Below are 25,631 nucleotides of genomic sequence, written 5' to 3'. Positions count from 1 at the left end.
ATGACGCGACTGGTCATTGTAGGTCATGGCATGGCGGCAACTCGCCTGATTGAGGCGCTTATTACGTACAGGGATTGCAACATTGCCATCACCGTTATCGGTGAAGAGCCGCAGCTTGCTTACAACCGGATCCAACTTTCACCGGTACTGGGGGGAGAAAAGGCCTTTGCGCAAACCTTACTTCACCCGGCGCAGTGGTATCTCGACCACGGCGTGACGGTGCTAAGCGGTGAAACCGTGCTGACTGTTGATGCCGCCAGCCACAGCCTGACCACGACAAAACGGCTTATGTTCTGGGATGAGCTGGTATTTGCCACCGGGTCGTATCCGTTTATTCCGCCCATTCCCGGCGGTAAACAGCCACATGTTCATGCTTTTCGCTCGATGCAGGATGTTGAGGCGATTCTCCAGCGGTCTGGTCCAAAGGTGGTGCTGGGCGGTGGCGTTCTTGGCATAGAGGCGGCGGCAGCATTACACCTTAATGGTGACAACGTCACGTTAATTCATCGCACGGGTAGGCTGATGGAACAACAGCTTGATCAACTGGCCAGCGACCTGTTGCAGGCTCAACTGACGAGTCGTGGCATTCGCTGTGAACTTGGTTCAGGCATCACCAGTATCGAAGCCGACAGCGTCACGTTGCTGGATGGCCAGCGGATTGCGGCGAATGGCGTGGTGATTGCCACGGGGGTAAAACCCAATATCCGCCTGGCGCAGGCGTGCGGCGTAGTTTGTCAGCAGGGGATCGTGGTGGATGATCAACTTCGCACCTCAACGCCCAACATTAGCGCTGTCGGGGAATGCTGCGAGATTAACGGCCAGACGTGGGGGCTGGTCGCGCCGTGTCTGAAGCAGGCAGAGGTGTTGGCTGCGCGACTGGCGGGTTTTACCGGTGCCGGATTTGGCTGGCAGTCGAGCGGAACGCGTCTCAAGGTGACGGGCATTGATCTGTTTAGTGCAGGTGTAACAGACGCGACGGCGACGGATGCCATCCTGAGTACATACGATCCGCTTAGTGGGCACTACCGCCGCTTGCTGACGTGTGACGGAAAACTCCATGGCGTGCTGCTGATGGGCGATTGCCGCAGCGCCGCGCCGTTAACCGATTTGCTGGCCCAGGGGGCGACAGCACAATCAGACTGGCTCTTCGACCGCTTTGATACGCAGCCATCGGCTGCAGGACAGATGACGATGACAAAACCGACGCTGGCTGTTGTGGGACACGGTATGGTTGGCCACCATTTTCTCGAGCAATGCGTAAGCCGTAATCTGCATTTGCATTATCACATCGTGGTGTTTGGCGAGGAACGTTATGCCGCCTATGACCGGGTGCATCTGTCTGAGTATTTCGCCGGGCGCAGCGCGCAATCACTTTCGCTTGTCGCAGATGATTTCTTTGCCCGCAATGGCATCGAGCTACGTTTGGGGCAATGCGTGACCGGGATCGATCGTGAAACGCGCGTCATCCGTAACGCCGACGGACATGAAACCCACTGGGATGCGCTGGTGCTTGCCACCGGATCGTATCCGTTTGTCCCTCCCGTGAAAGGTGGGGATTCTCCATCCTGCTTTGTTTATCGTACGTTGGACGATCTGGATGCCATTGCAGCGAAAGCGAAAAGTGCGCGCCGCGGGGTGGTTATCGGCGGAGGCCTGCTTGGTCTGGAGGCGGCGAACGCGCTGCGTCAGCTTGGGCTGGAAACGCATGTCGTTGAATTTGCGGCTAATCTGATGGCGGTACAACTGGATAACGCCGGTGCTGCGATGCTGCGAGAAAAGATAGAAGCGCTGGGCGTTGGCGTCCACACCGCGAAATCGACCACGGAAATTGAAAGCACTTCTGACGGGCTGGTACTGCACTTTGCCGATGGCGAAAAGCTGGAAACTGAAATGGTGGTCTTTTCTGCGGGGATTCGTCCGCAGGATGCGCTGGCGCGTCGTAGCGGATTAAATATTGGCGAACGCGGTGGGATTTGTATCGATAACCACTGTCGCACGTCAGATGACGCCATTTTTGCAATCGGCGAATGTGCGCTGTGGGAAGGGCGAGTCTTTGGCCTTGTCGCGCCGGGGTATCAAATGGCGCGGGTGGTCGCCGCACAGCTGGCCGGAGACGATGTCAGCTTTAGCGGCGCGGATATGAGTACCAAACTCAAGCTGCTGGGCGTCGATGTCGCTTCTTTTGGCGATGCGCATGCCCGTACGCCGGGCGCGAAAAGTTACCAATGGACGCATGGTCCCGAGCAGATCTACAAAAAAATCGTCGTCAGCGCGGAGGGCAAAACGCTGTTGGGTGGGGTGTTGGTTGGCGATGCTGGCGATTACGCCACGCTACTTCAAATGATGCTCAATGGGATGCCGCTTCCCGGTCAGCCGGAATCGCTGATCCTGCCCTCGCTGGCGGGCGGTGCGTCGAAAGCGCTTGGGGTTGCGGCATTGCCCGATACTGCGCAAATCTGCTCTTGTCATAACGTCAGTAAGGCCGATATATGTCAGGCGGTGAGCGCTGGCGCGACGGACATGGGCGCCATCAAGCAGTGCACGAAGGCTGCGACTGGATGTGGCGGATGCAGCGCGCTGGTTAAACAGGTGATGGAGCACCAACTTGCGGCCCAGGGCGTTGAGGTTAAAAAGGATATCTGTGAACACTTTCCCTGGTCGCGCCAGGAGATTTATCACCTGGTACGGGTGAACCATATTCATACTTTCGAACAGTTGATTAGCCGTTACGGTCATGGTCACGGCTGCGAAATCTGCAAACCTCTGGTGGGGTCAGTGCTGGCGTCCTGCTGGAATGAGTATCTGCTTAAACCTGCGCACTTACCGTTGCAGGACACTAACGATCGCTATTTTGCCAATATTCAAAAAGACGGTTCCTATTCCGTGGTTCCACGTATGCCTGCGGGAGAGGTCACACCAGACGGCCTGATCGCTATAGGCCAGATTGCGAAACGTTTCCAGCTGTACAGCAAAATCACCGGCGGGCAGCGGGTGGATCTTTTCGGTGCGCGTCTGGAGCAGTTACCAGATATCTGGCGCGAGCTGGTGGCGGCGGGGTTTGAAACAGGGCATGCGTACGGGAAGTCGTTGCGTACAGTGAAGTCCTGCGTGGGCTCAACCTGGTGTCGCTACGGCGTACAGGACTCAACGGCAATGGCGGTGATACTCGAAAATCGCTACAAAGGGCTGCGCGCGCCACACAAAATTAAAATGGCGGTTTCCGGTTGTACCCGGGAATGCGCCGAGGCGCAGGGCAAAGATGTCGGCGTCATTGCGACGGATAAAGGCTGGAATCTCTATCTGTGCGGCAACGGAGGAATGAAACCGCGCCATGCCTGTCTGTTTGCCAGTGATTTGGATGATGCCGCGCTGCTGAGTACCATCGACCGTTTCTTGATGTTCTACATTCGCACCGCCGATCGTCTGCAACGTACCAGCACCTGGATGGATAACCTGGAAGGCGGTATTGAATATTTACGTGAGGTGATCCTTGACGACAGTTTAGGTATTGCCAGCGAACTGGAACAAGAGATGGCGCGGGTTGTGGAAAGTTATCAGTGTGAATGGCAAACCACGCTCAGCAGCCCGCAGCGCCTGGCGCTGTTTCGTTCTTACATCAATAGTGATGAGCCGGATGAGACGATTGCACGCGCGCCTTTGCGCGGGCAGCCGCAGTTGGCGGCATCTGCATCCAGAGGTCGGGAGTTATTACCGACAAAACCCTGGCAGGAGATATGCGCCCTTGATGCGATCCCTGAGCAGGCGGGTATTGGTGCACGCCTGGGAGACGTACAAATCGCGTTATTTCGCTTTGGGCAGACGATTTATGCCCTTGATAACCTTGAACCCGGTAGTTCTGCTCAGGTGTTATCACGCGGTATTCTGGGGGACGTGCAGGGTGAGCCGATTGTTATCTCGCCGCTGTATAAACAACGTATTCGTCTGCGCGATGGCCGCCAGTATGACAGCGGAGAACAGGCGGTACGCGCCTGGCCGGTGAAAGTGGAGGCTGGAAAAGTGTGGGTGGGAACTCAGGCGCTGATCCTGCGGGCGGAGGCATCATGAGTGAGACTCGTACAACGTGCCCGTACTGTGGCGTTGGCTGCGGCGTAATTGCGCAGGTGGACAACAATGGTGTCACCGTCAGAGGCGACCCCGAACATCCGGCAAACTTTGGCCGCTTGTGCGTCAAAGGCGCGGCGCTGGCTGAAACCACAGGACTCAGCGGCAGGTTGTTGCAGCCAATGGTGGATGGCGCAACGGCAAGCTGGTCGCAGGCGCTGGATACCGCCGGTGAACGCCTGCGCGCTATCATTGCTCAGCATGGTCCGCATGCCGTGGCCTTTTATGCCTCCGGGCAACTGCTGACGGAGGATTACTATGCGGCGAATAAGCTGATGAAAGGTTTCATTGGCGCGGCCAACATTGATACCAATTCGCGGCTTTGTATGTCGTCTGCGGTGACCGGGTACAAGCGGGCGTTGGGGGCGGATGTGGTGCCCTGCAGCTATGAGGATATCGAATGCAGCGATTTGGTGGTGTTGGTGGGATCGAATGCGGCATGGACGCATCCGGTGCTGTATCAGCGTCTGGTACAGGCGCGTAGTGCCAATCCGTCGATGAAGGTTGTGGTTATCGATCCTCGTCGCACCGCCACCTGTGATATCGCCGATCTGCATCTTTCCCTGCTGCCCGGTAGCGATGCCGGACTGTTTGTTGGCTTACTGAACCGGATTGTGGCTGAGGGTGATGCGCGGGGTGAATTTGATGACGCTGCAGAAACGTTTGCTATCGCCCGCGACTGGAATCTGGAGCGTGTCGCGCAATTTTGCGGGCTGGATGTTGCTGATGTTGTCACCTTCTATGACTGGTTTACGCGCGCGTCAACAGCCATCACGCTTTACACCATGGGCATTAACCAGTCCGCCAGCGGTAGCGACAAATGCAATGCGATTATCAATGTACATCTGGCCAGCGGTAAATTTGGACGGGAGGGGTGCGGCCCATTTTCGCTGACCGGACAACCCAATGCGATGGGCGGACGGGAGGTTGGCGGGCTGGCGACCCAACTGGCGGCGCATATGAATTTTGAACCTCAGGATCTTGCCCGCCTGGCCCGTTTCTGGGGCACCGAAAGGCTGGCGCAGACGCCAGGGTTGATGGCGGTTGATCTGTTTGAGGCGATCGGTAAAGGCGATGTCAAAGCGGTATGGATCATGGGGACTAACCCGGCGGTGTCACTACCGGACAGCCATGCAGTGTGCCAGGCGCTGGCCGCCTGTCCACTGGTGATTGTCTCCGAAGTCGTGGCTGACACGGATACCAGCCGCTATGCGCATATCCGGTTTCCGGCGCAGGCCTGGGGGGAGAAAAACGGTACGGTGACCAACTCAGAACGTCGGATCTCGCGCCAGCGTGCATTTTTAACTGCGCCGGGTGAGACGCGGCCAGACTGGTGGATTGTCGCGCAAATGGCGAAACAGTTGGGATTTGCCCAGGCGTTTGGCTGGCAAAGCGCCTGGGAGGTATTTTGTGAACATGCGGCGCTTTCTGGTTATGAAAACAGAGGTGAACGTGCATTTGATATTGGCGCGTTAGCTGAGCTGACGCACCAACAGTGGGATGAGATGACGCCGGTTCGCTGGCCGGTGAGCACAGGCTCATCAACGCTTAATCTTTGGCAGGGGTGGCGTGGTAACCAACGTTTACGCCTGGTCGCTGTTGCGCCGCAGGGGATGAAAACCACCTGCGATGCCCTCTATCCATTGGTGTTAAATAGTGGTCGCATTCGCGATCAGTGGCACACCATGACGCGCACGGGGACAATTTCACGCCTGATGCAGCATATCAATGAGCCGCTTGTAGAAATTGCACCTGAAGATGCTGGTCGCTTCAAACTTAATGAAGGTGCGCTATGCCGGGTGAATTCCCCGCGCGGCGTGATGGTCGGTAGAGTAACCATCCACCCTGGACAGAGGCCGGGGTGCGTCTTCACCTCAATGCATTGGAATAACCGTTTTGCCCGTCAGGGGCGAGTAAATGCATTGGTTTCCCCGGTTTGCGATCCTGACTCTGGACAGCCGGAAAGCAAACAGACTGCGGTGCGCATTATGGCGTGGCAGCCCCGGTGGCAGGGAGAGCTGTTTTGCCGCTCTACGCTGACGTTGCCGGGATTCGTCCACTGGTGGCGTAAAAGTGCTGACAATGCGTTGCGCTATACCCTTGCGGGTGACAGCGATATTTTCGTCTGGCTACAACAATATTGTGTGGCGCAGGGCTGGCAACTTCAACTGGCGCAATGGGAACGGGGGCTGAATCTGCTGGCCTGGCATGATGGCAACCTGATGCTCGGGTTCTGGTCAGCAGCAACGCCGCCGCAGATTGATGATGCGGCGATCCTCAGCGCATTCATGCAAAGGCCGGAAAATGCTCAGGCTCGTCATGCGCTGTTGGGCGGGAAACCCGGAGGAATTCCGGCTGATAAGGGAGTGACTATTTGCAGTTGTTTTAACGTAGGAGAAAAAGCCATTACCCAGGCTATCGCTAACGGTTGTGATACGGTTCAGGCACTGGGACAGGCATTACGTTGTGGAAGCAATTGCGGCTCATGTATTCCGGAACTGAAGGCATTACTGGCACAAAAAATCACACTCAATGATTAAGGATATTCCTGAAAATTTGAGAAAAGGCTGCAAAGGGGAGCGCGGGCAGGTAGGATTTAAGCTGTGATCCCCAAATTCAATGATATTAAAGCCAGTAACGATTTGAGCCGTATTTTGAGTTGTAGATTTTCTCTTCTCCTACTCTTGCCTTTGGCAGGCGGTACTGCCAGCGCGCAGTCGTCTTTTATTCACCAGGCTGAAAACCCTTTCGACAACAATAGCGATGGCTTGCCCGATCTCGGTATGGCGCCTGAATCGCGGGCAGGTGAAAAGCACTTTGCCGAAATGGTTAAAGCGTTTGGTGAAGCCAGCATGATCGATAACGGGCTTGATACCGGTGAACAGGCGAAGCAGTTCGCCTTTGGCCAGGTGCGTGACACGGTCAGCGAACAGGTGAATCAGCAGTTGGAATCCTGGCTCTCTGTGCGGGGAAACGCCAGCGTCGGGTTGCAGGTTGATAACGAAGGCAGTTTTACCGGAAGTCGGGGAAGTTGGTTTATTCCGTGGCAGGACAATCAACGATTTCTGACCTGGAGCCAGTTGGGTTTGACGCAACAGGATGAAGGCTTAGTCAGTAATGCGGGGATTGGGCAGCGTTGGGTGCGTGACGGTTGGTTAGTGGGTTATAACACCTTTTATGACAACCTGCTGGATGAAAATCTGCCCCGGGGCGGCCTCGGCGCAGAGGCGTGGGGTGAATATTTGCGCTTATCCGCAAACTATTATCAACCGTTGTCCTCCTGGCAGGAGCGTTCAATAACCCAGCAACAAAGGATGGCCCGCGGCTACGATCTGACCGCGCAAATGCGTATGCCGTTTTATCAACACCTCAATACCAGCGTCAGCGTGGAACAGTATTTTGGCGACCAGGTGGATCTGTTTCATTCGGGAACCGGATATCACAATCCGGTGGCGGTGAACCTCGGACTGAGCTATACGCCGGTGCCGTTGATCACAGTGACAGCACAACACAAACAGGGTGAAAGCGGCATCAGCCAGAATAACCTCGGCTTCACGCTTAATTACCGTTTTGGCGTGCCGCTAAAAAAACAGCTGATGGTCAGCGAGGTGGCAAACAGCCGTTCGCTGCGCGGCAGTCGCTATGATGCTCCGCAGCGTAACAATTTGCCGACGCTGGAATATCGCCAGCGTAAAACGCTGTCGGTATTGTTGGCCACGCCGCCCTGGGATCTCAAACCGGGAGAGACGGTGGCGCTGACGCTGCAGGTCCGTAGTCTGCATGGGATCCGCCATCTGGCGTGGCAGGGCGATACTCAGGCGTTGAGCTTAACGGCTGGCAGCAATAGCCGAAGCGCGCAGGGCTGGACGATTATTATGCCGAAGTGGGACAACAGAGAAGGTGCGATGAACCGCTGGCGGTTGTCTGTGGTGGTAGAAGATGAGCAGGGCCAGCGTGTCTCTTCCAATGAGATCACGCTATCACTGACCGAACCGTTTTTTACGGTTTCGGAAAATGATCCTCGTTAACAATGACGCATGAATGCGTTATCAGAAAATGCGTTCCTGGTGCACCCATACCGCGGCTTCAACGCGTGATTTGAGCTTCATTTTCTTCAGCATATGCTTCACGTGAACTTTTACCGTGCTTTCGGTGATGTCCAGGCGGCGGGCGATCATCTTGTTAGGCAAACCCTGGGCGATGAGCTTAAGAATATCGCGTTCGCGCGGGGTCAGTTGGGTGACATCACGGTCGGACGTTGCGCGATTTGCGCGCAGGCTGGCGGCCAGAACCGGGGTCAGGGCTTCGCTCAGCACCATTTCACCAGCGGCAGCCTGTTGCAATGCTTTCAGTAAATCTTCCGGCTCCATATCTTTCAGCAGATAACCGTCGGCGCCACGCTTCAGTGCGGTAACCACGTCTTCTTCATGATTGGATACGCTAAACACAACGATACGACCCGACAGGGATTTCTCACGCAGTTTGTCGAGCGTTTCCAGACCGTTCATGCCAGGCATGTTCAAATCAAGAAGGATCAGATCGGGATCAAGGGATTCTGCCAGCTCGATACCCTGCTCACCATTGCTGGCTTCGCCGACAACGGTGATATCGGGCGCCATGCTGACAAGCTGTTTCACACCGGTTCGCAGCATCGGATGATCGTCGATCAACAGGATGGTTGCCGGTTCCAGATTACTCATGGGTATCTCCTTGGACTTCTGTGAAGTTTGTTTCGGGAATAAAAGTGACAGCAACTTCAGTACCGCCTGTCTCGCGACGGCGTACACGGCAATCGCCGCGTAAGCTTTGCGCACGGTCGCGCATGATTATCATGCCATAATGGTTACTGCGTTCGGCGTTTTCCGGTACGCCGCAGCCGTTATCTTGCACTGTCAGTTTGACCTGCTTGCCATTTTGCACCACCGTCACGACCACTTCGTCGGCCTGAGAGTGTTTGAGGGCGTTGCTCAGGGCTTCGCGCGCAATTTGTAGCAGGTGTATAGCCTGATGTGAAGGTACCAGGCGCGGCGGCAGCTGATAATCCAGCTTCACCGTAAATCCAAAACGGGCGCTGTATTCCTGACAGCTGGCTTCCAGCGCCGGTCGCAATCCCGGTTCCGTCAGTTGTAAACGGAAAGTGGTTAACAGCTCACGCAATTGCGCCCACGAAGCATTCAGCTCGTTACGAATCTGACTGAGCAGCTCGCGGCAGTTGTCAGAAAGCGCATCGCCCTGCATCTGCAAACAGCTAACCTGCATCTTCATACAGGAGAGCGATTGTGCAATAGAATCATGAAGTTCGCGCGCAATGGTGGCACGCTCTTCCATCACGATCAACTGCTGTTGACGCTCCTGATGCCTGTCGAGCGCAAGCGTGGCGGTCAGTTGCTCCACCAGGGTATCAACCAGTTGCTGCTGATCGTGGCTGAGATGGCGTCCCTTCGGCAAAGTAGCGAGCAGGATACCATACTGGGTATGCGCATCGGTCAGTCGCCATTTCAACGTGATACCGCCGTCAATGGCGGGCAGCGTGCCGCGCGGACACAAATGGCAGCCTTTCTCATCACAGCTGGCATTGGACTGGCAGGTAAATTCCTGATGATTGTCTTCATCTTCCAGGTCATAAACCCGAAGTTCAATATCATGCAGCAGGGTCAAATTTTGCAGGCCGTTCAGTACCGGCGAGAGGCGTTCGCACAACGGTACCTGAGAGTGCAGGCGGCGGTTGGCTTGCCACAGGAAAGAGAGGATCTGGTTTTTGTGCTCCAGGCCCGCCGTTTTCTCCTGTACCCGCTGTTCCAGCACCGCGTAACTTTCGGCCAGTTCCTTCGACATATTATTTAGCGCCGAGCCCAGCGCCGCCATCTCATTGCGCCCGCTGATATTCGCGCGTTGGGTAAAATCACGCTGGCTGACTGCTCGCGCCATCGCCAGCAGCTGTTTCCACGGCTCTAACAGGCGCACGCGCAGCCAGATAATGGTGAAAACCAGCAGTAATGCCATAAATACGGCCATCAGGCGATGCAGCAGGACGACGCGTTCAATGCGTAATTCGGTAGTATGGTCAAAGGCAGTGACCAGCTTATCCAGCCCGTCCACAAAGCGCGTCACATCTTGCGCTACCGCATCAGGCGTTTGCGCATGCGCAAGCCCCGGCGCCAGTTCGGTATGCCAGTAATCCTGTAATGCTTTTAACTGCGCCTGTTGTCCATCACGCTGCGCAGCGCGCGTCAATTCCGGGCTAAACGCCGTTTGCTCCATTTCATCCAGCAGCGATTGATCGCTCGCGTCAAGCGGTACGGCTGCCAGCAGGCGATAGCTTTGCATACGCAGCGAACCCGCTTTGTTGATCGCATGAGCGCTACCTTGAACACCCTGAACCAGCCAGCCAGAGACAGCCATACCCGCCACGCCGATGGCAGTAGACAATAAAACAATCAGCGCCACCTGGTTGACCAGCGTGAGCGGGGAGAGACAACGTTTAAACATGGTGACTAGTTCCTTCGGGTTTTCGCTGTTCAGAAAACCTTATTGAATGACGATTCTGCTGCAGGCAGTGGCGTTATTCTCGGCGATACACTGGAGTATACCCATACCTCAAACGGGCTACCTCTTAATTGCCAGTAGAGGGAGAGTTCCAGGACGAGGGGGAGTAGGGGACGACAGAAGCGTGAAAAACCACATCTTTTTTACCGAAGTTATGTACTCATTAAGGGTAATGATAAATTTTAGGCATGAATAATGACACCTTTTCCTTTGATTTATATCAACTTACCTCCAGCTGTAAACCCTAATGTTGCAGGCATCGAAACAAGTATCAGAGGTGTCTATGAGTCACTCATCTGCCCCGGAAAGGGCATCTGGAGCTGTAATTACCGAATGGCGGCCGGAAGATCCCGCCTTCTGGCAGCAGCGTGGTCAACGAATCGCCAGTCGTAACCTGTGGATTTCCGTCCCTTGCTTGCTGCTGGCGTTTTGCGTGTGGATGTTATTTAGCGCCGTGGCGGTGAACTTACCGAAAGTCGGATTTGATTTCACCACTGAACAGCTGTTCATGCTGACGGCATTACCTTCGGTGTCCGGCGCGCTGCTGCGTGTTCCGTACTCCTTTATGGTTCCCCTGTTTGGTGGACGTCGCTGGACGGCGTTTAGCACCGGTATCCTGATCATTCCTTGCGTATGGTTAGGTTTTGCGGTGCAGGATACCTCCACGCCGTTTAGTACCTTTATTATTATCTCCCTGTTGTGCGGCTTCGCTGGTGCGAACTTTGCGTCCAGCATGGCAAACATCAGCTTCTTCTTTCCAAAACAGAAACAGGGCGGCGCGCTGGGTCTGAACGGTGGTCTGGGTAACATGGGCGTCAGCGTGATGCAGTTGGTCGCGCCGCTGGTGGTTTCACTGTCAATCTTTGCCGCATTTGGTAGCCACGGGGTTGAACAACCGGATGGTACGCAGCTGTATCTGGCAAACGCCGCATGGATTTGGGTACCGTTCCTGGCGGTATTAACGCTGGCCGCGTGGTTTGGTATGAATGAGCTGGCTACGTCTAAAGCATCGCTGAAAGAGCAATTGCCGGTGCTGAAACGCGGGCATTTGTGGATTATGAGCCTGCTGTATCTGGCTACCTTCGGTTCATTTATCGGTTTCTCTGCCGGTTTTGCCATGCTGTCAAAAACGCAGTTCCCTGAGGTGCAGATCCTGCATTACGCCTTCTTTGGACCGTTGATTGGCGCGCTGGCTCGTTCAGCGGGCGGGGCTATCTCTGACCGTCTGGGGGGAACCCGCGTTACGCTGGTGAACTTCGTACTGATGGCTATTTTCAGTGCCTTGCTGTTCCTGACGTTGCCATCTAACGGTGTCGGCGGCAACTTTATCGCCTTCTTTGCGGTGTTCCTGGCGTTGTTCCTGACGGCTGGTCTGGGAAGTGGTTCAACCTTCCAGATGATCTCCGTTATCTTCCGTAAGCTGACGATGGACAGAGTGAAAGCTGAAGGGGGTTCTGAAGAGAAAGCAATGCGTGAGGCGGCAACCGACACTGCGGCGGCGCTGGGCTTTATCTCAGCTATTGGTGCGATCGGCGGCTTCTTTATCCCGAAAGCATTTGGTACGTCCCTGGCATTAACCGGATCTCCGGTCGATGCGATGAAAGTATTTCTGATTTTCTATGTCGCTTGTGTGGTTATCACCTGGGCGGTATACGGACGTCATTCTAAAAAGTAAAAAAGTAGTAGCAGTTGATTATCCATTGCGCGGCGTTAGACCGCGCTTTTTTTTGCTCTAAATTAGTTACAACATACTTATATATGAGCCCATGACGTAAGTCTGCGAAAACGGTGCGGGTGATATGCCTGGCAGGGGGGATACCCCTTAATACCCACTTATAAAGAATTTAACATTTGTATGATAAGTGATTTTAATAAAATCATTTAAATTCAATATGTTGACTGATTTATTAATATCCCACTAAGGGGGTATGTGAAAATCGACCCTCTGTTTTCATCCCTGCCTGCCTTGATCGTTATCAATTCTCACGCCCTTTCAGAGCGTTACCTTCGCACTCAATCAAGCAATGTCGATTTATCAGAGAGCCGTCAGGCTCCTACAGGAGAAAACCGATGAGTAAATTCCTGGACCGGTTTCGCTACTTCAAGCAGAAGGGCGAAACCTTTGCCGATGGGCATGGCCAGCTTCTCAATACCAACAGGGACTGGGAGGACGGATACCGCCAGCGTTGGCAGCATGACAAAGTCGTACGTTCAACCCACGGGGTAAACTGCACAGGCTCATGCAGCTGGAAAATCTATGTGAAAAATGGTCTGGTGACCTGGGAAACCCAGCAAACTGACTACCCACGCACGCGTCCAGATATGCCTAACCACGAGCCTCGCGGCTGTCCACGTGGTGCAAGCTATTCCTGGTATCTCTACAGCGCTAACCGTCTGAAATACCCACTGATGCGCAAACGTCTGATGAAGATGTGGCGTGAAGCCAAAAAGCTGCACAGCGATCCGGTAGAGGCATGGGCATCCATTATCGAAGACGCCGATAAAGCAAAAAGCTTCAAACAAGCGCGTGGTCGTGGTGGGTTTGTTCGCTCTTCATGGCAGGAAGTGAATGAACTGATTGCCGCATCTAACGTATACACCATCAAAACCTATGGTCCTGACCGTGTCGCAGGCTTCTCACCGATCCCGGCGATGTCGATGGTTTCTTATGCTTCCGGCGCACGCTATATGTCGCTGATTGGCGGTACCTGCCTGAGCTTTTATGACTGGTACTGTGACCTGCCGCCGGCTTCCCCACAGACCTGGGGCGAGCAGACTGACGTACCGGAATCTGCTGACTGGTATAACTCCAGCTATATTCTTGCATGGGGCTCTAACGTCCCGCAGACCCGTACTCCGGATGCACACTTCTTTACCGAAGTTCGCTACAAAGGGACCAAAACGGTAGCAATTACCCCGGACTACGCAGAAATCGCCAAACTCTGCGACCTGTGGCTGGCACCGAAGCAGGGAACCGATGCGGCAATGGCAATGGCGATGGGCCACGTCATGCTGCGCGAGTTCCACCTCGATAACCCGAGCCAGTACTTCACCGACTACGTTCGTCGTTATACCGACATGCCAATGCTGGTGATGCTCGAAGAGCGCGACGGCTACTATGCTGCTGGTCGTATGCTGCGTGCAGCGGATCTGGTTGACTCCCTGGGCCAGGAAAATAATCCGGAATGGAAAACCGTCGCTATCAACAGCAACGGCGATATGGTTGCGCCAAACGGTTCAATTGGCTTCCGTTGGGGTGAAAAAGGCAAATGGAACCTCGAGCAGCGCGACGGCACGTCTGGTGATGAAACCGAACTGCAGCTCAGCCTGCTGGGTAGCCAGGATGATATCGCCGAAGTGGGCTTCCCGTACTTTGGCGGCGAAGGCACCGAGCACTTCAGCAAAGTAGAACTGGAAAACATTCTGCTGCATAAATTGCCGGTTAAACGCCTGCAACTCGCCGATGGCTCCACCGCGCTGGTGACCACCGTTTACGATCTGACTATGGCCAACTACGGCCTGGAACGTGGTCTGAACGATGAAAACTGCGCAACCAGCTACGATGACGTGAAAGCGTACACACCGGCCTGGGCAGAAAAAATCACTGGCGTATCACGCTCTCAGATCGTACGCATCGCCCGCGAATTTGCGGATAACGCCGATAAAACGCACGGTCGTTCGATGATTATCGTCGGTGCGGGTCTGAACCACTGGTATCACCTCGATATGAACTATCGTGGCCTGATCAATATGCTGGTGTTCTGCGGCTGTATCGGCCAGAGCGGCGGCGGTTGGGCCCACTATGTCGGCCAGGAAAAACTGCGCCCGCAAACCGGCTGGCAGCCGCTGGCGTTTGCGCTTGACTGGCAGCGTCCGCCTCGTCATATGAACAGCACCTCCTACTTCTATAACCACTCCAGCCAATGGCGCTATGAGACGGTTACTGCGCAGGAACTGCTGTCCCCGATGGCAGACAAATCCCGCTACAGCGGTCATTTGATTGACTTTAACGTTCGCGCTGAACGTATGGGCTGGTTGCCATCTGCGCCGCAGTTAGGGACTAACCCGCTGCGTATCGCCGAAGAAGCGCAGAAAGCAGGCATGACGCCGGTGGACTACACCGTTAAATCCCTGAAAGATGGTTCTATTCGCTTTGCGGCAGAGCAGCCGGAAAACGGTAAAAACCATCCGCGTAATCTGTTTATCTGGCGTTCTAACCTACTCGGTTCTTCCGGTAAAGGCCACGAGTACATGCTGAAGTATCTGCTGGGTACTGAACATGGTATTCAGGGCAAAGATCTCGGCCAGCAGAGCGGCGTGAAGCCGGAAGAAGTGGAATGGCAGGATAACGGACTGGACGGCAAACTGGATCTGGTCGTTACGCTGGACTTCCGCCTGTCGAGTACTTGTCTGTATTCCGATATCGTGCTGCCGACCGCAACCTGGTATGAAAAAGACGATATGAATACCTCGGATATGCATCCGTTTATTCATCCTCTGTCTGCAGCCGTTGACCCGGCCTGGGAATCGAAGAGCGACTGGGAAATCTATAAAGCTATCGCCAAAAAGTTCTCTGAAGTTTGCGTGGGCCACCTCGGTAAAGAAACCGATGTCGTCACGCTGCCAATTCAGCACGACTCCGCTGCCGAACTGGCGCAGCCGTTAGACGTGAAGGACTGGAAAAAAGGTGAATGTGACCTGATTCCTGGTGTTACCGCGCCGCATATCATGACCGTTGAACGTGATTATCCGGCTACCTACGAGCGTTTCACCTCCATCGGCCCGCTGATGGAAAAAATCGGTAATGGCGGTAAAGGGATTGCCTGGAACACCCAGAGCGAAATGGATCTGCTGCGTAAGCTCAACTACACCAAGGCTGAAGGTCCGGCGAAAGGCCAGCCGATGCTGGATACAGCGATTGATGCCGCAGAGATGATCCTCACCCTGGCGCCGGAAACTAACGGTCAGGTAGCCGTTAAAGCCTGGGCGGCGCTGAGTGAATTTACCGGCCGTGACCATACGCATCTGGCGCTGAATAAAGAAGACGAAAAAATTCGTTTCCGCGATATTCAGGCGCAGCCGCGCAAAATTATCTCCAGCCCGACCTGGTCAGGCCTGGAAGATGAACATGTGTCTTATAACGCCGGTTATACCAACGTTCATGAGCTGATCCCATGGCGTACGCTGTCTGGTCGCCAACAGTTGTATCAGGATCATCAGTGGATGCGTGACTTCGGTGAAAGCCTGCTGGTTTATCGTCCGCCAATCGACACCCGTTCCGTGAAAGCGGTAATCGGCGAGAAATCTAACGGTAACCCGGAAAAAGCGCTCAACTTCCTGACGCCGCACCAGAAATGGGGTATCCACTCCACCTACAGCGATAACCTGTTGATGCTGACGCTGTCACGCGGCGGCCCGATTGTATGGATGAGCGAAGTCGATGCGAAGGATCTGGGTATTGAGGATAACGACTGGATCGAAGTCTTCAACAGCAACGGCGCACTGACGGCGCGTGCAGTTGTCAGCCAGCGTGTGCCGGCTGGGATGACCATGATGTACCACGCGCAGGAACGTATCGTTAACCTGCCGGGTTCAGAAATCACCCAGCAGCGCGGTGGGATCCACAACTCGGTGACCCGTATTACGCCGAAACCGACCCATATGATCGGCGGCTATGCGCAACTGGCCTACGGCTTTAACTACTACGGTACCGTCGGTTCAAACCGCGATGAGTTCGTAGTTGTACGTAAGATGAAGAACATTAACTGGTTGGATGGCGAAGGCAATGACCAGGTACAGGAGAGCGTAAAATGAAAATTCGTTCACAAGTCGGCATGGTGCTGAATCTCGATAAGTGCATCGGCTGCCACACCTGTTCAGTGACCTGTAAGAACGTCTGGACCAGCCGTGAAGGTATGGAGTACGCCTGGTTCAACAACGTCGAAAGTAAGCCCGGCGTTGGCTTTCCGAATGACTGGGAAAACCAAGAAAAATGGAAGGGCGGTTGGATCCGTAAAATTAATGGCAAACTGCAGCCGCGCATGGGTAACAAAGCGCTGCTGCTGGGTAAAATCTTTGCTAACCCGCATCTGCCGGGTATGGATGATTACTACGAGCCGTTTGATTTTGACTACCAGACGTTGCACAACGCCCCGGCAGACAGTAAGGCGCAGCCGATTGCTCGTCCACGCTCGCTGATCACCGGTCAGCGGATGGACAAAATCACCAGCGGTCCAAACTGGGAAGAAATTCTGGGCGGCGAGTTCGAAAAACGCGCCAAAGACCAGAACTTCGAAAACATGCAGAAGGCGATGTACGGTCAGTTTGAAAACACCTTCATGATGTACCTGCCGCGTCTGTGTGAGCACTGCCTTAACCCGGCGTGCGTGGCGACCTGCCCAAGCGGCGCTATCTACAAGCGTGAAGAAGATGGCATCGTGCTGATCGACCAGGATAAGTGCCGCGGCTGGCGTATGTGTATCACCGGCTGCCCGTACAAGAAGATCTACTTCAACTGGAAGAGCGGGAAGTCTGAGAAGTGCATCTTCTGCTACCCGCGTATTGAAGCCGGTCAACCGACCGTGTGCTCCGAAACCTGCGTCGGTCGTATCCGTTACCTCGGCGTACTGCTGTATGACGCGGATGCGATCGAGAGTGCGGCAAGCACCGAGCACGAGAAAGATCTGTACCAGCGTCAACTGGACGTGTTCCTCGATCCGAACGATCCGGCTGTTATTGAACAGGCGCTGAAGGATGGCATTCCGCTGAGCGTCATTGATGCCGCACAGCAGTCTCCTGTTTACAAAATGGCGATGGACTGGAAGCTGGCGCTACCGCTGCATCCGGAATATCGCACGCTGCCGATGGTATGGTACGTGCCGCCATTGTCACCGATTCAGTCTGCCGCCGATGCGGGTGAGCTTGGCAGCAACGGTATTCTGCCGGACGTTGACAGTCTGCGTATCCCGGTTCAGTACCTGGCGAATCTTCTGACCGCAGGCGACACTCAGCCGGTACTGTTAGCGCTGAAACGTATGCTGGCGATGCGTCACTACAAACGCGCGGAAACCGTTGACGGTAAAGTTGATACTCGTGCGCTGGAAGAGGTGGGTTTAAGCGAAGCGCAGGCACAGGAAATGTATCGTTACCTGGCGATTGCCAACTACGAAGATCGTTTCGTGGTACCGAGCAGCCATCGCGAACTGGCGCGTGACGCGTTCCCGGAGAAAAGCGGTTGTGGCTTTACCTTCGGCGACGGTTGCCATGGTTCTGATACTAAATTCAATCTGTTCAACAGCCGCCGCATTGACGCTGTTGATGTGACCAGCAAAACGGAGCCGCACCAATGATTGAACTCGTCATTGTTTCGCGTCTGCTCGAGTACCCGGATGCTGCCCTGTGGCAGCATCAGCAGGAACTTTTCGATGCACTCGCGTCATCTGAGAACCTGGATAAAGAGGATGCCCAGACCCTGGGCGTTTTCCTGCGCGATCTGACCGCGCAGGACATGCTGGATGTACAGGCCGCCTACAGCGAACTGTTTGACCGTGGCCGCGCCACATCGCTGCTGCTGTTTGAACATGTTCACGGTGAGTCCCGCGACCGCGGTCAGGCGATGGTTGATCTGATGGCGCAGTATGAGCAGCACGGTTTGCAGCTCGACAGCCGCGAACTTCCCGATCATCTGCCGCTGTATCTGGAATACCTTGCGCAGTTGCCGAAAAGCGAAGCGTTAGGTGGTTTGCAGGATATCGCGCCGATTCTGGCTTTGCTCAGCGCTCGTTTGCAACAGCGTGAAAGCCGTTATGCTGTGCTGTTCGACCTGCTGTTAAAACTGGCGAATACCGTTATCGACAGCGACAAAGTGGCTGAAAAAATTGCGGATGAAGCACGTGATGATACCCCACAAGCGCTGGATGCGGTCTGGGAAGAAGAGCAGGTAAAATTCTTCGCCGATCAGGGGTGTGGCGAGTCGGAAATCTCCGCTCACCAGCGTCGTTTTGCCGGGGCCGTTGCGCCGCAGTATCTGAATATCACCACCGGAGGACAGCAATAATGCACTTCCTGAATACGTTCTTCTTTGACATCTATCCGTACATTGCGGGTTCTGTCTTTCTGATCGGCAGTTGGCTGCGTTATGACTATGGGCAATATACCTGGCGTGCGGCCTCCAGCCAGATGCTGGATCGCAAAGGGATGAACCTGGCGTCAAACCTGTTCCATATCGGGATCCTGGGGATTTTTGCCGGGCACTTCCTTGGCATGCTGACGCCACACTGGATGTATGAAGCGTGGTTGCCGCTTGAAGTGAAACAAAAGATGGCAATGTTCGCGGGCGGTGCCAGTGGTTTGATGTGTCTGATTGGTGGCGTACTGCTGCTAAAACGTCGTCTGTTCAGCCCACGCGTGCGGGCCACCACCACCGGAGCGGATATTCTGATCCTCTCGCTGCTGGTGATTCAGTGTGCGCTGGGCCTGCTGACCATTCCGTTCTCCGCCCAGCATATGGACGGTAGCGAGATGATGAAGCTGGTGAACTGGGCGCAGACAGTGGTGACTTTCCAGGGCGGAGCGTCTCAATATCTGGATGGTGTTGCGTTCATTTTCCGTATGCACCTGGTGCTGGGTATGACGCTGTTCCTGTTGTTCCCGTTCTCGCGTCTGGTACACATCTGGAGCGTTCCGGTCGAATATCTGACACGCAAATACCAGATTGTTCGCGCGCGTCACTAATCGGTTATCTGTTCAAGACAAAACCCTGCTCCGGCGGGGTTTTTTTATGCCTGTTTGCCGGATGGCGACGTTAACACCTTATCCGGCCTACACAGGTGTCAGTGAGCTTTGTAGGTCTGATAAGCGCAGCGCATCAGGCAAATTAGGGCATTGCAGATGAATGAGGTGTGTTGCTTTATGAAGTGATGGTGGTGGGGGAAGGATTACTCAGCGCTGCGCGCTTCGCCCTTCGGGTCGTTGCCTTTGGCAACGCTTTCTCGCTACGCTCGAATCGAACCTTAGCCGAAGTTTCTCATCCTTCCCGCATGGGCAGAATATAGGGCATTGCAGATGAATGAGGTGTGTTGCTTTATGAAGTGATGGTGGTGGGGGAAGGATTACTCAGCGCAGCGCGCTTCGCCCTTCGGGTCGTTGCCTTTGGCAACGCTTTCTCGCTACGCTCGAATCGAACCTTAGTCGAAGTTTCTCATCCTTCCCGCATGGACAGAATATAGGGCATTGCAGATGAATGAGGTGTGTTGCTTTATGAAGTGATGGTGGTGGGGGAAGGATTCGAACCTTCGAAGTCGATGACGGCAGATTTACAGTCTGCTCCCTTTGGCCGCTCGGGAACCCCACCAGGGGTATACTAATTTGTGAATCTAACGTAATGAATGGTGGTGGGGGAAGGATTATTCGTCGCTTCGCTCTTCACCCTTCGGGCCGTTGCCGTTGGCAACGTTCTCTCGCTTTCGCTCGAGTCGAACCTTAATCGAAGGCTCTCACCCTTCCCAGTAAGTGCAAACTTCAGCATAGCTTATTGGGGTTACTACATCGCTGTAGTGAATAATGGTGGTGGGGGAAGGATTCGAACCTTCGAAGTCGATGACGGCAGATTTACAGTCTGCTCCCTTTGGCCACTCGGGAACCCCACCAGGGGTAATGCTAGTTACTGGCCTACTTCCGTTGGAAGCGGGGCGCATCATATCAAATGATGCGCCCCTGTAAAGTATTGCGTTGATAAAAAAGAACTGGTTGCCTGATTTTTACGCGTAAAGATGTAAAGGTAACCAATTAAATTATCAATCGATTACAGAATAATCGTTCGGTTGCCGTAAACAAACACGCGTTGAGCCAGCACTTGATACAGCGCGCGGCTTAATACATTTTTCTCAACGTCACGACCCGCACGCATCATGTCTTCTGCGGTGTAGGTGTGATCAACGTGAATCACGTCCTGCATAATGATTGGACCTTCATCGAGGTTATCATTCACGTAGTGAGCCGTTGCGCCGATGATCTTCACACCGCGCTCATAAGCCTGATGGTAAGGACGAGCACCAATAAACGCCGGCAGGAATGAATGGTGGATATTGATAATCTTATTCGGGAAGCGTGAAACAAACGTTGGCGTCAAAACGCGCATGTATTTTGCCAGCACGACATAGTCTGGTTGGTGCGCGTCGATAGCGTCGGCCATTTTCTGGTCGTGTTCGTCACGCGTTAAACCTTCGTGGCTGACCAGCTCAAACGGAATATCAAACCGTTCAACCAAAGGGCGCAGCGTTTCGTGGTTGCCGATAACTGCCGCGATTTCAACATCCAGACCGCCATAATTGGCCTTCATTAACAGGTCGCCCAGACAATGTGCTTCCTTGGTGACCAAAATGACGATACGGCGGCGTCCTGCTGGCGTTAATTCACGAATGGAGCCATCGGGTAGGGCACTATCCAGATCGGCAAGCAGCGTGACGTCGTTAAAAATACCCTCCAGTTCGGTACGCATAAAAAAGCGCCCGGTACGGTGGTCCACGAACTCATTGTTTTGCACGATGTTCAGTTCATGCTTGTAACAGATATTCGTAATGCGTGCGATCAGACCTTTTTGGTCGGGGCAAATAGTACGCAGCACTTTTCGTTGTAATGAATGCATTTGCAGCGGTGATCCTGTTGAGAATGTTTGCAAAATTGATACTGTCGGGCGTTGATTAGCCGCAGCACTTTTTAAATTTTTTACCGGAGCCACAAGGGCAGGTATCGTTTCGTCCAATTTGAGGGCGTGTACCGTCTATATAGTACCACTGACCGTTTTCTTTTAAAAAACGAGAGCGCTCGATAATTGCGCCTGTTTTACCTTGTTCAGAAAACCGTGCAACAAAGCTGACATAGCCGACATTATCTGTGTCTGCCGTGTCTTGTTCAAAAACGTTCAGCCCGAGCCATTCGGTGTGGGCAAATCCTGCGATAATGTCGTCGCGAAACGCGGCGGCATGACAGTCCGGATGCCAGGTTCTGATAAGGTAATCTGCGTCTTTCATCACAAAAGCGCAGTAACGAGAACGCATGAGATGTGACGGCGTAGGTGCTACTTGCGCGCCGGACACATAACGGTAGCAACATAGGCTATACTCGACAGCGCTACCACAGGGACAAAGCTGAGACACAAAGTACTCCCTGGAATAAAAAAACGGCGTAAAAACGCCAGAGTGGCACTATGTTAACTGAGCGGTAGCGATGTTGCTACGTCTGCAAGCCAGGGGAAGTTTGTACGTACAATGAGAAAAATAAAAATTGGGCTGGCGCTAGGTTCCGGCGCGGCGCGAGGTTGGTCGCATATTGGCGTTATTAAAGCCCTAAAGCATATGGGCATTGATGTTGATATCGTGGCAGGGTGCTCCATTGGTTCGCTGGTTGGTGCAGCCTACGCATGCAATAAGTTACCTGCTCTAGAACAGTGGGTTTGTTCTTTCAGCTATTGGGACGTTTTACGTCTGATGGACCTCTCGTGGCGCAGGGGCGGTTTACTGCGTGGTGAACGGGTTTTTAATCAGTACCGTAATGTCATGCCGGTAGAAGCGATTGAGCAATGCACCCGACGTTTCGCCACAGTGGCAACTAATCTGAGTACGGGTCGGGAGCTATGGTTCACCGAAGGTGATTTGCACCTGGCTGTCCGGGCCTCATGCAGTATTCCTGGTTTGATGTCTCCCGTGGCGCATAATGGTTACTGGCTGGTCGATGGCGCGGTGGTGAATCCCGTTCCTGTGTCTCTAACCCGTGCGCTGGGCGCCGACATCGTTATTGCCGTTGATCTGCAACACGATGCGCATCTCATGCAGCAAGATTTACTCTCCTTCAACGTCAGCAGTGATACCGAAACGGGTGAGGATGCTGACGAACTCTCATGGCGTGCCCGCCTGAAAGAGCGCTTGAGCAATATAACGGCCAGGCGTACGGTGACCGCGCCGACGGCGATGGAGATCATGACGACGTCTATTCAGGTTCTGGAAAACCGTCTGAAACGTAACCGTATGGCCGGTGACCCGCCAGATATCCTGATTCAGCCGTTCTGTCCGCAAATATCCACGCTGGATTTTCACCGTGCCAGCGCAGCAATTGCTGCCGGACAACTGGCGGTCGAGAAGAAAATGGATGAGCTTCTACCCCTGGTGAAAACCAACGTCTAACGCATTTTTTTATCAACACTTAAGCAAATTCTGACAGGCGTGAGTAGCAATAGCATGCCACTATTTACTAAAGCCAGTCAGGGGGGAGAATATGACGCAGCCATTGGTCGGAAAACAGATTCTTATCGTTGAGGATGAGCCGGTATTTCGCTCACTCATGGACTCATGGTTTTCCTCTTTGGGAGCGACAACGGCGGTAGCTGGCGACGGACTTGAAGCACTGGATTTACTCGGGCATTTTAAACCCGACCTGATGATCTGCGACCTGGCTATGCCACGCATGAATGGTCTCAAGCTGGTGGAGTATCTGCGTAATCGTGGCGATCAGACCCCAATCCTGGTGATATCAGCGACGGAAAATATGTCTGACATAGCCAAAGCGCTACGATTGGGTGTCGATGATGTTCTGTTAAAGCCGGTGAAAGATCTTAATCGCCTGCGAGAAACGGTCTTTGCCTGCCTGTATCCCAATATGTTTAATTCACGCGTGGAAGAAGAAGAGCGGCTATTTCGCGACTGGGATGCGATGGTTGGTGATCCTGCTGCTGCAGCGAAGCTGTTGCAAGAATTACAGCCTCCGGTGTCGCAAGTGATTTCGCAATGTCGGATCAACTATCGCCAGCTGGTGGCCGCCGATCAGCCGGGGCTGGTACTGGATATTGCGCCGCTATCGGACCATGACCTTGCGTTTTATTGTCTGGATGTGACGCGGGCAGGGGATAATGGCGTTCTGGCGGCATTATTACTGCGTGCGCTATTTAACGGTTTGCTGCAGGAACAACTGGCGCATCAAAACCAACGATTGCCAGAGCTGGGTGCGTTATTGAAACAGGTAAACCATTTATTGCGTCAGGCTAATTTGCCCGGACAATTTCCTCTGCTGGTTGGCTATTACCACAGCGGATTAAAAAACCTGATTTTGGTATCAGCGGGGCTGAATGCGACATTAAATACAGGTTCCCACAATGTACAAATCAGCAATGGTGTTCCGTTAGGAACCTTAGGGAATGCATATCTTAATCAACTGAGCCAACGTTGCGAGTCCTGGCAGTGCCAAATTTGGGGGGCAGGTGGTCGCCTGCGCCTGATGTTGTCTGCGGAATGAACAACCGATAGGAGTGGGAATGAAATTGGCTCACCCCCCTCATGTTGTGAGTGCTACTATCAGCGCCAGATTTATTCGTATTTATCTTAATTATACCGATGCGCGTCCTTTTCAGACCAGAAGCTTGTCGCGGTACTGATATACTTGGATGCGATACAGATTGATGAACACGTTCAATACATGAACAGTCCAGGAGAGTTTTAAATGGCTGCCCTTAATTCAAAAGTCAAAAAGGCCGTTATCCCGGTTGCGGGATTAGGAACCAGGATGTTACCGGCTACGAAAGCAATCCCGAAAGAGATGCTACCGTTGGTTGATAAGCCATTAATTCAGTACGTCGTAAACGAATGTATTGCTGCGGGCATCACTGAAATTGTACTTGTAACTCACTCGTCTAAAAATTCTATTGAAAACCACTTCGATACCAGTTTTGAACTTGAAGCTATGCTGGAAAAACGTGTAAAACGCCAGCTTCTGGAAGAAGTGCAATCTATTTGTCCGCCGCATGTCACTATTATGCAGGTGCGTCAGGGGCTGGCCAAAGGTCTGGGCCACGCGGTATTGTGCGCGCACCCGGTTGTTGGTGATGAGCCGGTTGCCGTTATCCTGCCGGACGTGATTCTCGACGAATACGAATCTGATTTATCACGCGACAACCTTGCCGAAATGATTCATCGTTTTGATGAAACAGGCAGCAGCCAGATTATGGTTGAGCCGGTAGAAGATGTTACCGCTTATGGTGTTGTTGATTGTAAAGGCGTGGAATTAGCGCCAGGCGAAAGCGTACCGATGGTTGGCGTTGTTGAAAAACCGAAAGCGAATGTTGCGCCATCTAATCTGGCCGTGGTGGGACGCTACGTCCTTAGTGCGGATATCTGGCCTCTGCTGGCAAAAACGCCTCCGGGAGCGGGTGACGAAATTCAGCTGACCGATGCTATCGATATGCTGATTGAAAAAGAAACGGTTGAAGCTTATCACATGAAGGGCAAAAGCCATGACTGTGGTAATAAGCTGGGCTATATGCAGGCGTTCGTTGAATATGGTATTCGCCATAATACTCTCGGCGCTGAATTTAAAGCCTGGCTGGAAGATGAGATGGGTATTAAGAAGTAACCTCCTGGTATTATCAGGTCTGAACGGTGCTGCTAATCCAGCACCGTTTTTTTATACCTAATCCGGGTAGGGACTGTGTGAAGTACAGGTAAAAAAAATCCCGCCAGTGGCGGGATTTTAAGCAAACTATTTCTGAATTATTCCTTGATCAGGAAATCGTCCAGTTGTTTACCTTGTTCTTCCATCGCTTTTTTGATCACAGCCGGTGTACGACCCTGGCCAGTCCAGGTTTTAGTTTCACCGTTTTCGTCAACGTAGCTATATTTAGCCGGACGCGCAGCGCGTTTAGCTTTGGTGCCAGATTTAACAGCAGCCATGCTATTCAGCAGTTCGTTCGGATCAATGCCGTCAGCGATCAGCATTTCACGATATTGTTGCAGTTTACGAGTACGTTCTTCAACTTCAGCAGCTGCAGCGCTTTCTTCTTCACGGCGCTCGCTAACAACAACTTCTAATTTTTCCAGCATTTCTTCAAGCGTTTCCAGAGTACATTCTCTTGCCTGCGCACGAAGAGTACGGATGTTGTTCAGAATTTTAAGTGCTTCGCTCATTGTAGTAATCTCAAA

The 25,631-nt window shown here is 53.5% G+C and carries 16 protein-coding genes, 2 tRNA genes and 3 other RNA genes; 11 read left to right on the top strand and 10 right to left on the bottom strand.

The features are described from left to right. The 3 genes from nirB (at nucleotide 1) to WHR59_RS13610 (ending at nucleotide 8,150) form a co-directional block, all read left to right on the top strand. Complete coding sequence (nirB, locus tag WHR59_RS13620; RefSeq protein WP_338843150.1) at nucleotides 1-4,065, top strand: nitrite reductase large subunit NirB; 4,065 nt, start codon at nucleotides 1-3, stop codon at nucleotides 4,063-4,065. Next, nucleotides 4,062-6,662, top strand: coding sequence for a nitrate reductase (locus WHR59_RS13615; protein ID WP_338843149.1), 2,601 nt, complete (start codon nucleotides 4,062-4,064; stop codon nucleotides 6,660-6,662). The genes nirB and WHR59_RS13615 overlap by 4 nt, the downstream gene beginning before the upstream one ends. An 84-nt stretch (nucleotides 6,663-6,746) precedes the next feature. Continuing rightward, nucleotides 6,747-8,150 (top strand): YchO/YchP family invasin, encoded by a 1,404-nt coding sequence (locus WHR59_RS13610; RefSeq protein WP_087050676.1) that lies wholly within the window; start codon nucleotides 6,747-6,749, stop codon nucleotides 8,148-8,150. A gap of 21 nt (nucleotides 8,151-8,171) precedes the next feature. On the opposite strand, the gene narL is transcribed toward WHR59_RS13610, so the two are convergent. Next, a complete protein-coding gene (narL, locus tag WHR59_RS13605; protein WP_003020756.1) occupies nucleotides 8,172-8,822 on the bottom strand; it encodes a two-component system response regulator NarL in 651 nt (216 codons plus the stop codon). Beyond that, a complete protein-coding gene (gene narX, locus WHR59_RS13600; RefSeq protein ID WP_043016124.1) occupies nucleotides 8,815-10,611 on the bottom strand; it encodes a nitrate/nitrite two-component system sensor histidine kinase NarX in 1,797 nt (598 codons plus the stop codon). Before narX ends, narL begins: the two co-directional genes overlap by 8 nt. 340 nt (nucleotides 10,612-10,951) lie before the next feature. Between narX and WHR59_RS13595 the strand changes: the two genes are divergently transcribed. From WHR59_RS13595 to narI, 5 genes are all read left to right on the top strand, one after another. Then, nucleotides 10,952-12,343 carry a NarK family nitrate/nitrite MFS transporter gene (locus WHR59_RS13595; protein ID WP_003833390.1) on the top strand — a complete coding sequence of 464 codons (1,392 nt, stop codon included), beginning with the start codon at nucleotides 10,952-10,954 and terminating at the stop codon, nucleotides 12,341-12,343. 395 nt (nucleotides 12,344-12,738) lie between these two features. Beyond that, nucleotides 12,739-16,482 carry a nitrate reductase subunit alpha gene (locus tag WHR59_RS13590; protein WP_080625293.1) on the top strand — a complete coding sequence of 1,248 codons (3,744 nt, stop codon included), beginning with the start codon at nucleotides 12,739-12,741 and terminating at the stop codon, nucleotides 16,480-16,482. Then, nucleotides 16,479-18,017, top strand: coding sequence for a nitrate reductase subunit beta (narH, locus tag WHR59_RS13585; protein ID WP_003833388.1), 1,539 nt, complete (start codon nucleotides 16,479-16,481; stop codon nucleotides 18,015-18,017). The genes WHR59_RS13590 and narH overlap by 4 nt, the downstream gene beginning before the upstream one ends. Continuing rightward, nucleotides 18,014-18,724 (top strand): nitrate reductase molybdenum cofactor assembly chaperone, encoded by a 711-nt coding sequence (narJ, locus tag WHR59_RS13580; protein ID WP_008784959.1) that lies wholly within the window; start codon nucleotides 18,014-18,016, stop codon nucleotides 18,722-18,724. Before narH ends, narJ begins: the two co-directional genes overlap by 4 nt. After that, nucleotides 18,724-19,401, top strand: a complete 678-nt coding sequence (gene narI / locus WHR59_RS13575; RefSeq protein ID WP_003833386.1) for a respiratory nitrate reductase subunit gamma — start codon at nucleotides 18,724-18,726, stop codon at nucleotides 19,399-19,401. Before narJ ends, narI begins: the two co-directional genes overlap by 1 nt. A 186-nt stretch (nucleotides 19,402-19,587) precedes the next feature. Here narI and WHR59_RS13570 read toward each other — a convergent pair. The 7 genes from WHR59_RS13570 to WHR59_RS13540 form a co-directional block, all read right to left on the bottom strand. Then, nucleotides 19,588-19,718: non-coding RNA, RtT sRNA (locus WHR59_RS13570), on the bottom strand. Nucleotides 19,719-19,761: 43 nt separating this feature from the next. After that, nucleotides 19,762-19,892: non-coding RNA, RtT sRNA (locus tag WHR59_RS13565), on the bottom strand. Between the two features lie 43 nt (nucleotides 19,893-19,935). Continuing rightward, a tRNA-Tyr gene (locus tag WHR59_RS13560) sits at nucleotides 19,936-20,020 on the bottom strand. A 35-nt stretch (nucleotides 20,021-20,055) separates the two neighbouring features. Then, nucleotides 20,056-20,187: non-coding RNA, RtT sRNA (locus WHR59_RS13555), on the bottom strand. A 43-nt stretch (nucleotides 20,188-20,230) separates the two neighbouring features. After that, nucleotides 20,231-20,315 (bottom strand) — tRNA-Tyr (locus tag WHR59_RS13550). Between the two features lie 155 nt (nucleotides 20,316-20,470). Further along, the gene (gene purU / locus WHR59_RS13545) at nucleotides 20,471-21,313 is read right to left on the bottom strand and encodes a formyltetrahydrofolate deformylase (protein WP_006684274.1); all 843 of its coding nucleotides are present in this window, start codon (nucleotides 21,311-21,313) and stop codon (nucleotides 20,471-20,473) included. 55 nt (nucleotides 21,314-21,368) lie between these two features. Continuing rightward, entirely contained in the window at nucleotides 21,369-21,824 is a 456-nt protein-coding gene (locus WHR59_RS13540; RefSeq protein ID WP_043016127.1) for a YchJ family protein, read from the bottom strand. 111 nt (nucleotides 21,825-21,935) lie between these two features. Here WHR59_RS13540 and rssA point away from each other — a divergent pair, with 111 nt between their 5' ends. The 3 genes from rssA (at nucleotide 21,936) to galU (ending at nucleotide 25,065) form a co-directional block, all read left to right on the top strand. Further along, a complete protein-coding gene (rssA, locus tag WHR59_RS13535; protein WP_043016128.1) occupies nucleotides 21,936-22,847 on the top strand; it encodes a patatin-like phospholipase RssA in 912 nt (303 codons plus the stop codon). Between the two features lie 91 nt (nucleotides 22,848-22,938). Next, nucleotides 22,939-23,952 (top strand): two-component system response regulator RssB, encoded by a 1,014-nt coding sequence (gene rssB / locus WHR59_RS13530; RefSeq protein ID WP_043016129.1) that lies wholly within the window; start codon nucleotides 22,939-22,941, stop codon nucleotides 23,950-23,952. 204 nt (nucleotides 23,953-24,156) lie between these two features. Then, on the top strand, nucleotides 24,157-25,065 hold the full coding sequence (galU, locus tag WHR59_RS13525) for a UTP--glucose-1-phosphate uridylyltransferase GalU (protein WP_016153274.1): 909 nt from the start codon (nucleotides 24,157-24,159) through the stop codon (nucleotides 25,063-25,065). A gap of 137 nt (nucleotides 25,066-25,202) precedes the next feature. Here the strand turns inward: galU and hns are convergent, their stop codons facing one another. Continuing rightward, on the bottom strand, nucleotides 25,203-25,616 hold the full coding sequence (hns, locus tag WHR59_RS13520) for a histone-like nucleoid-structuring protein H-NS (protein ID WP_003020723.1): 414 nt from the start codon (nucleotides 25,614-25,616) through the stop codon (nucleotides 25,203-25,205). Between the last annotated feature and the right edge of the window lie 15 nt (nucleotides 25,617-25,631).

This window comes from Citrobacter europaeus (assembly GCF_037482245.1).
Lineage (GTDB): Bacteria > Pseudomonadota > Gammaproteobacteria > Enterobacterales > Enterobacteriaceae > Citrobacter > Citrobacter europaeus.
The sequence above is the reverse complement of the archived record's forward strand: the minus strand, read 5'-3'. Positions and strand labels throughout refer to the sequence as shown.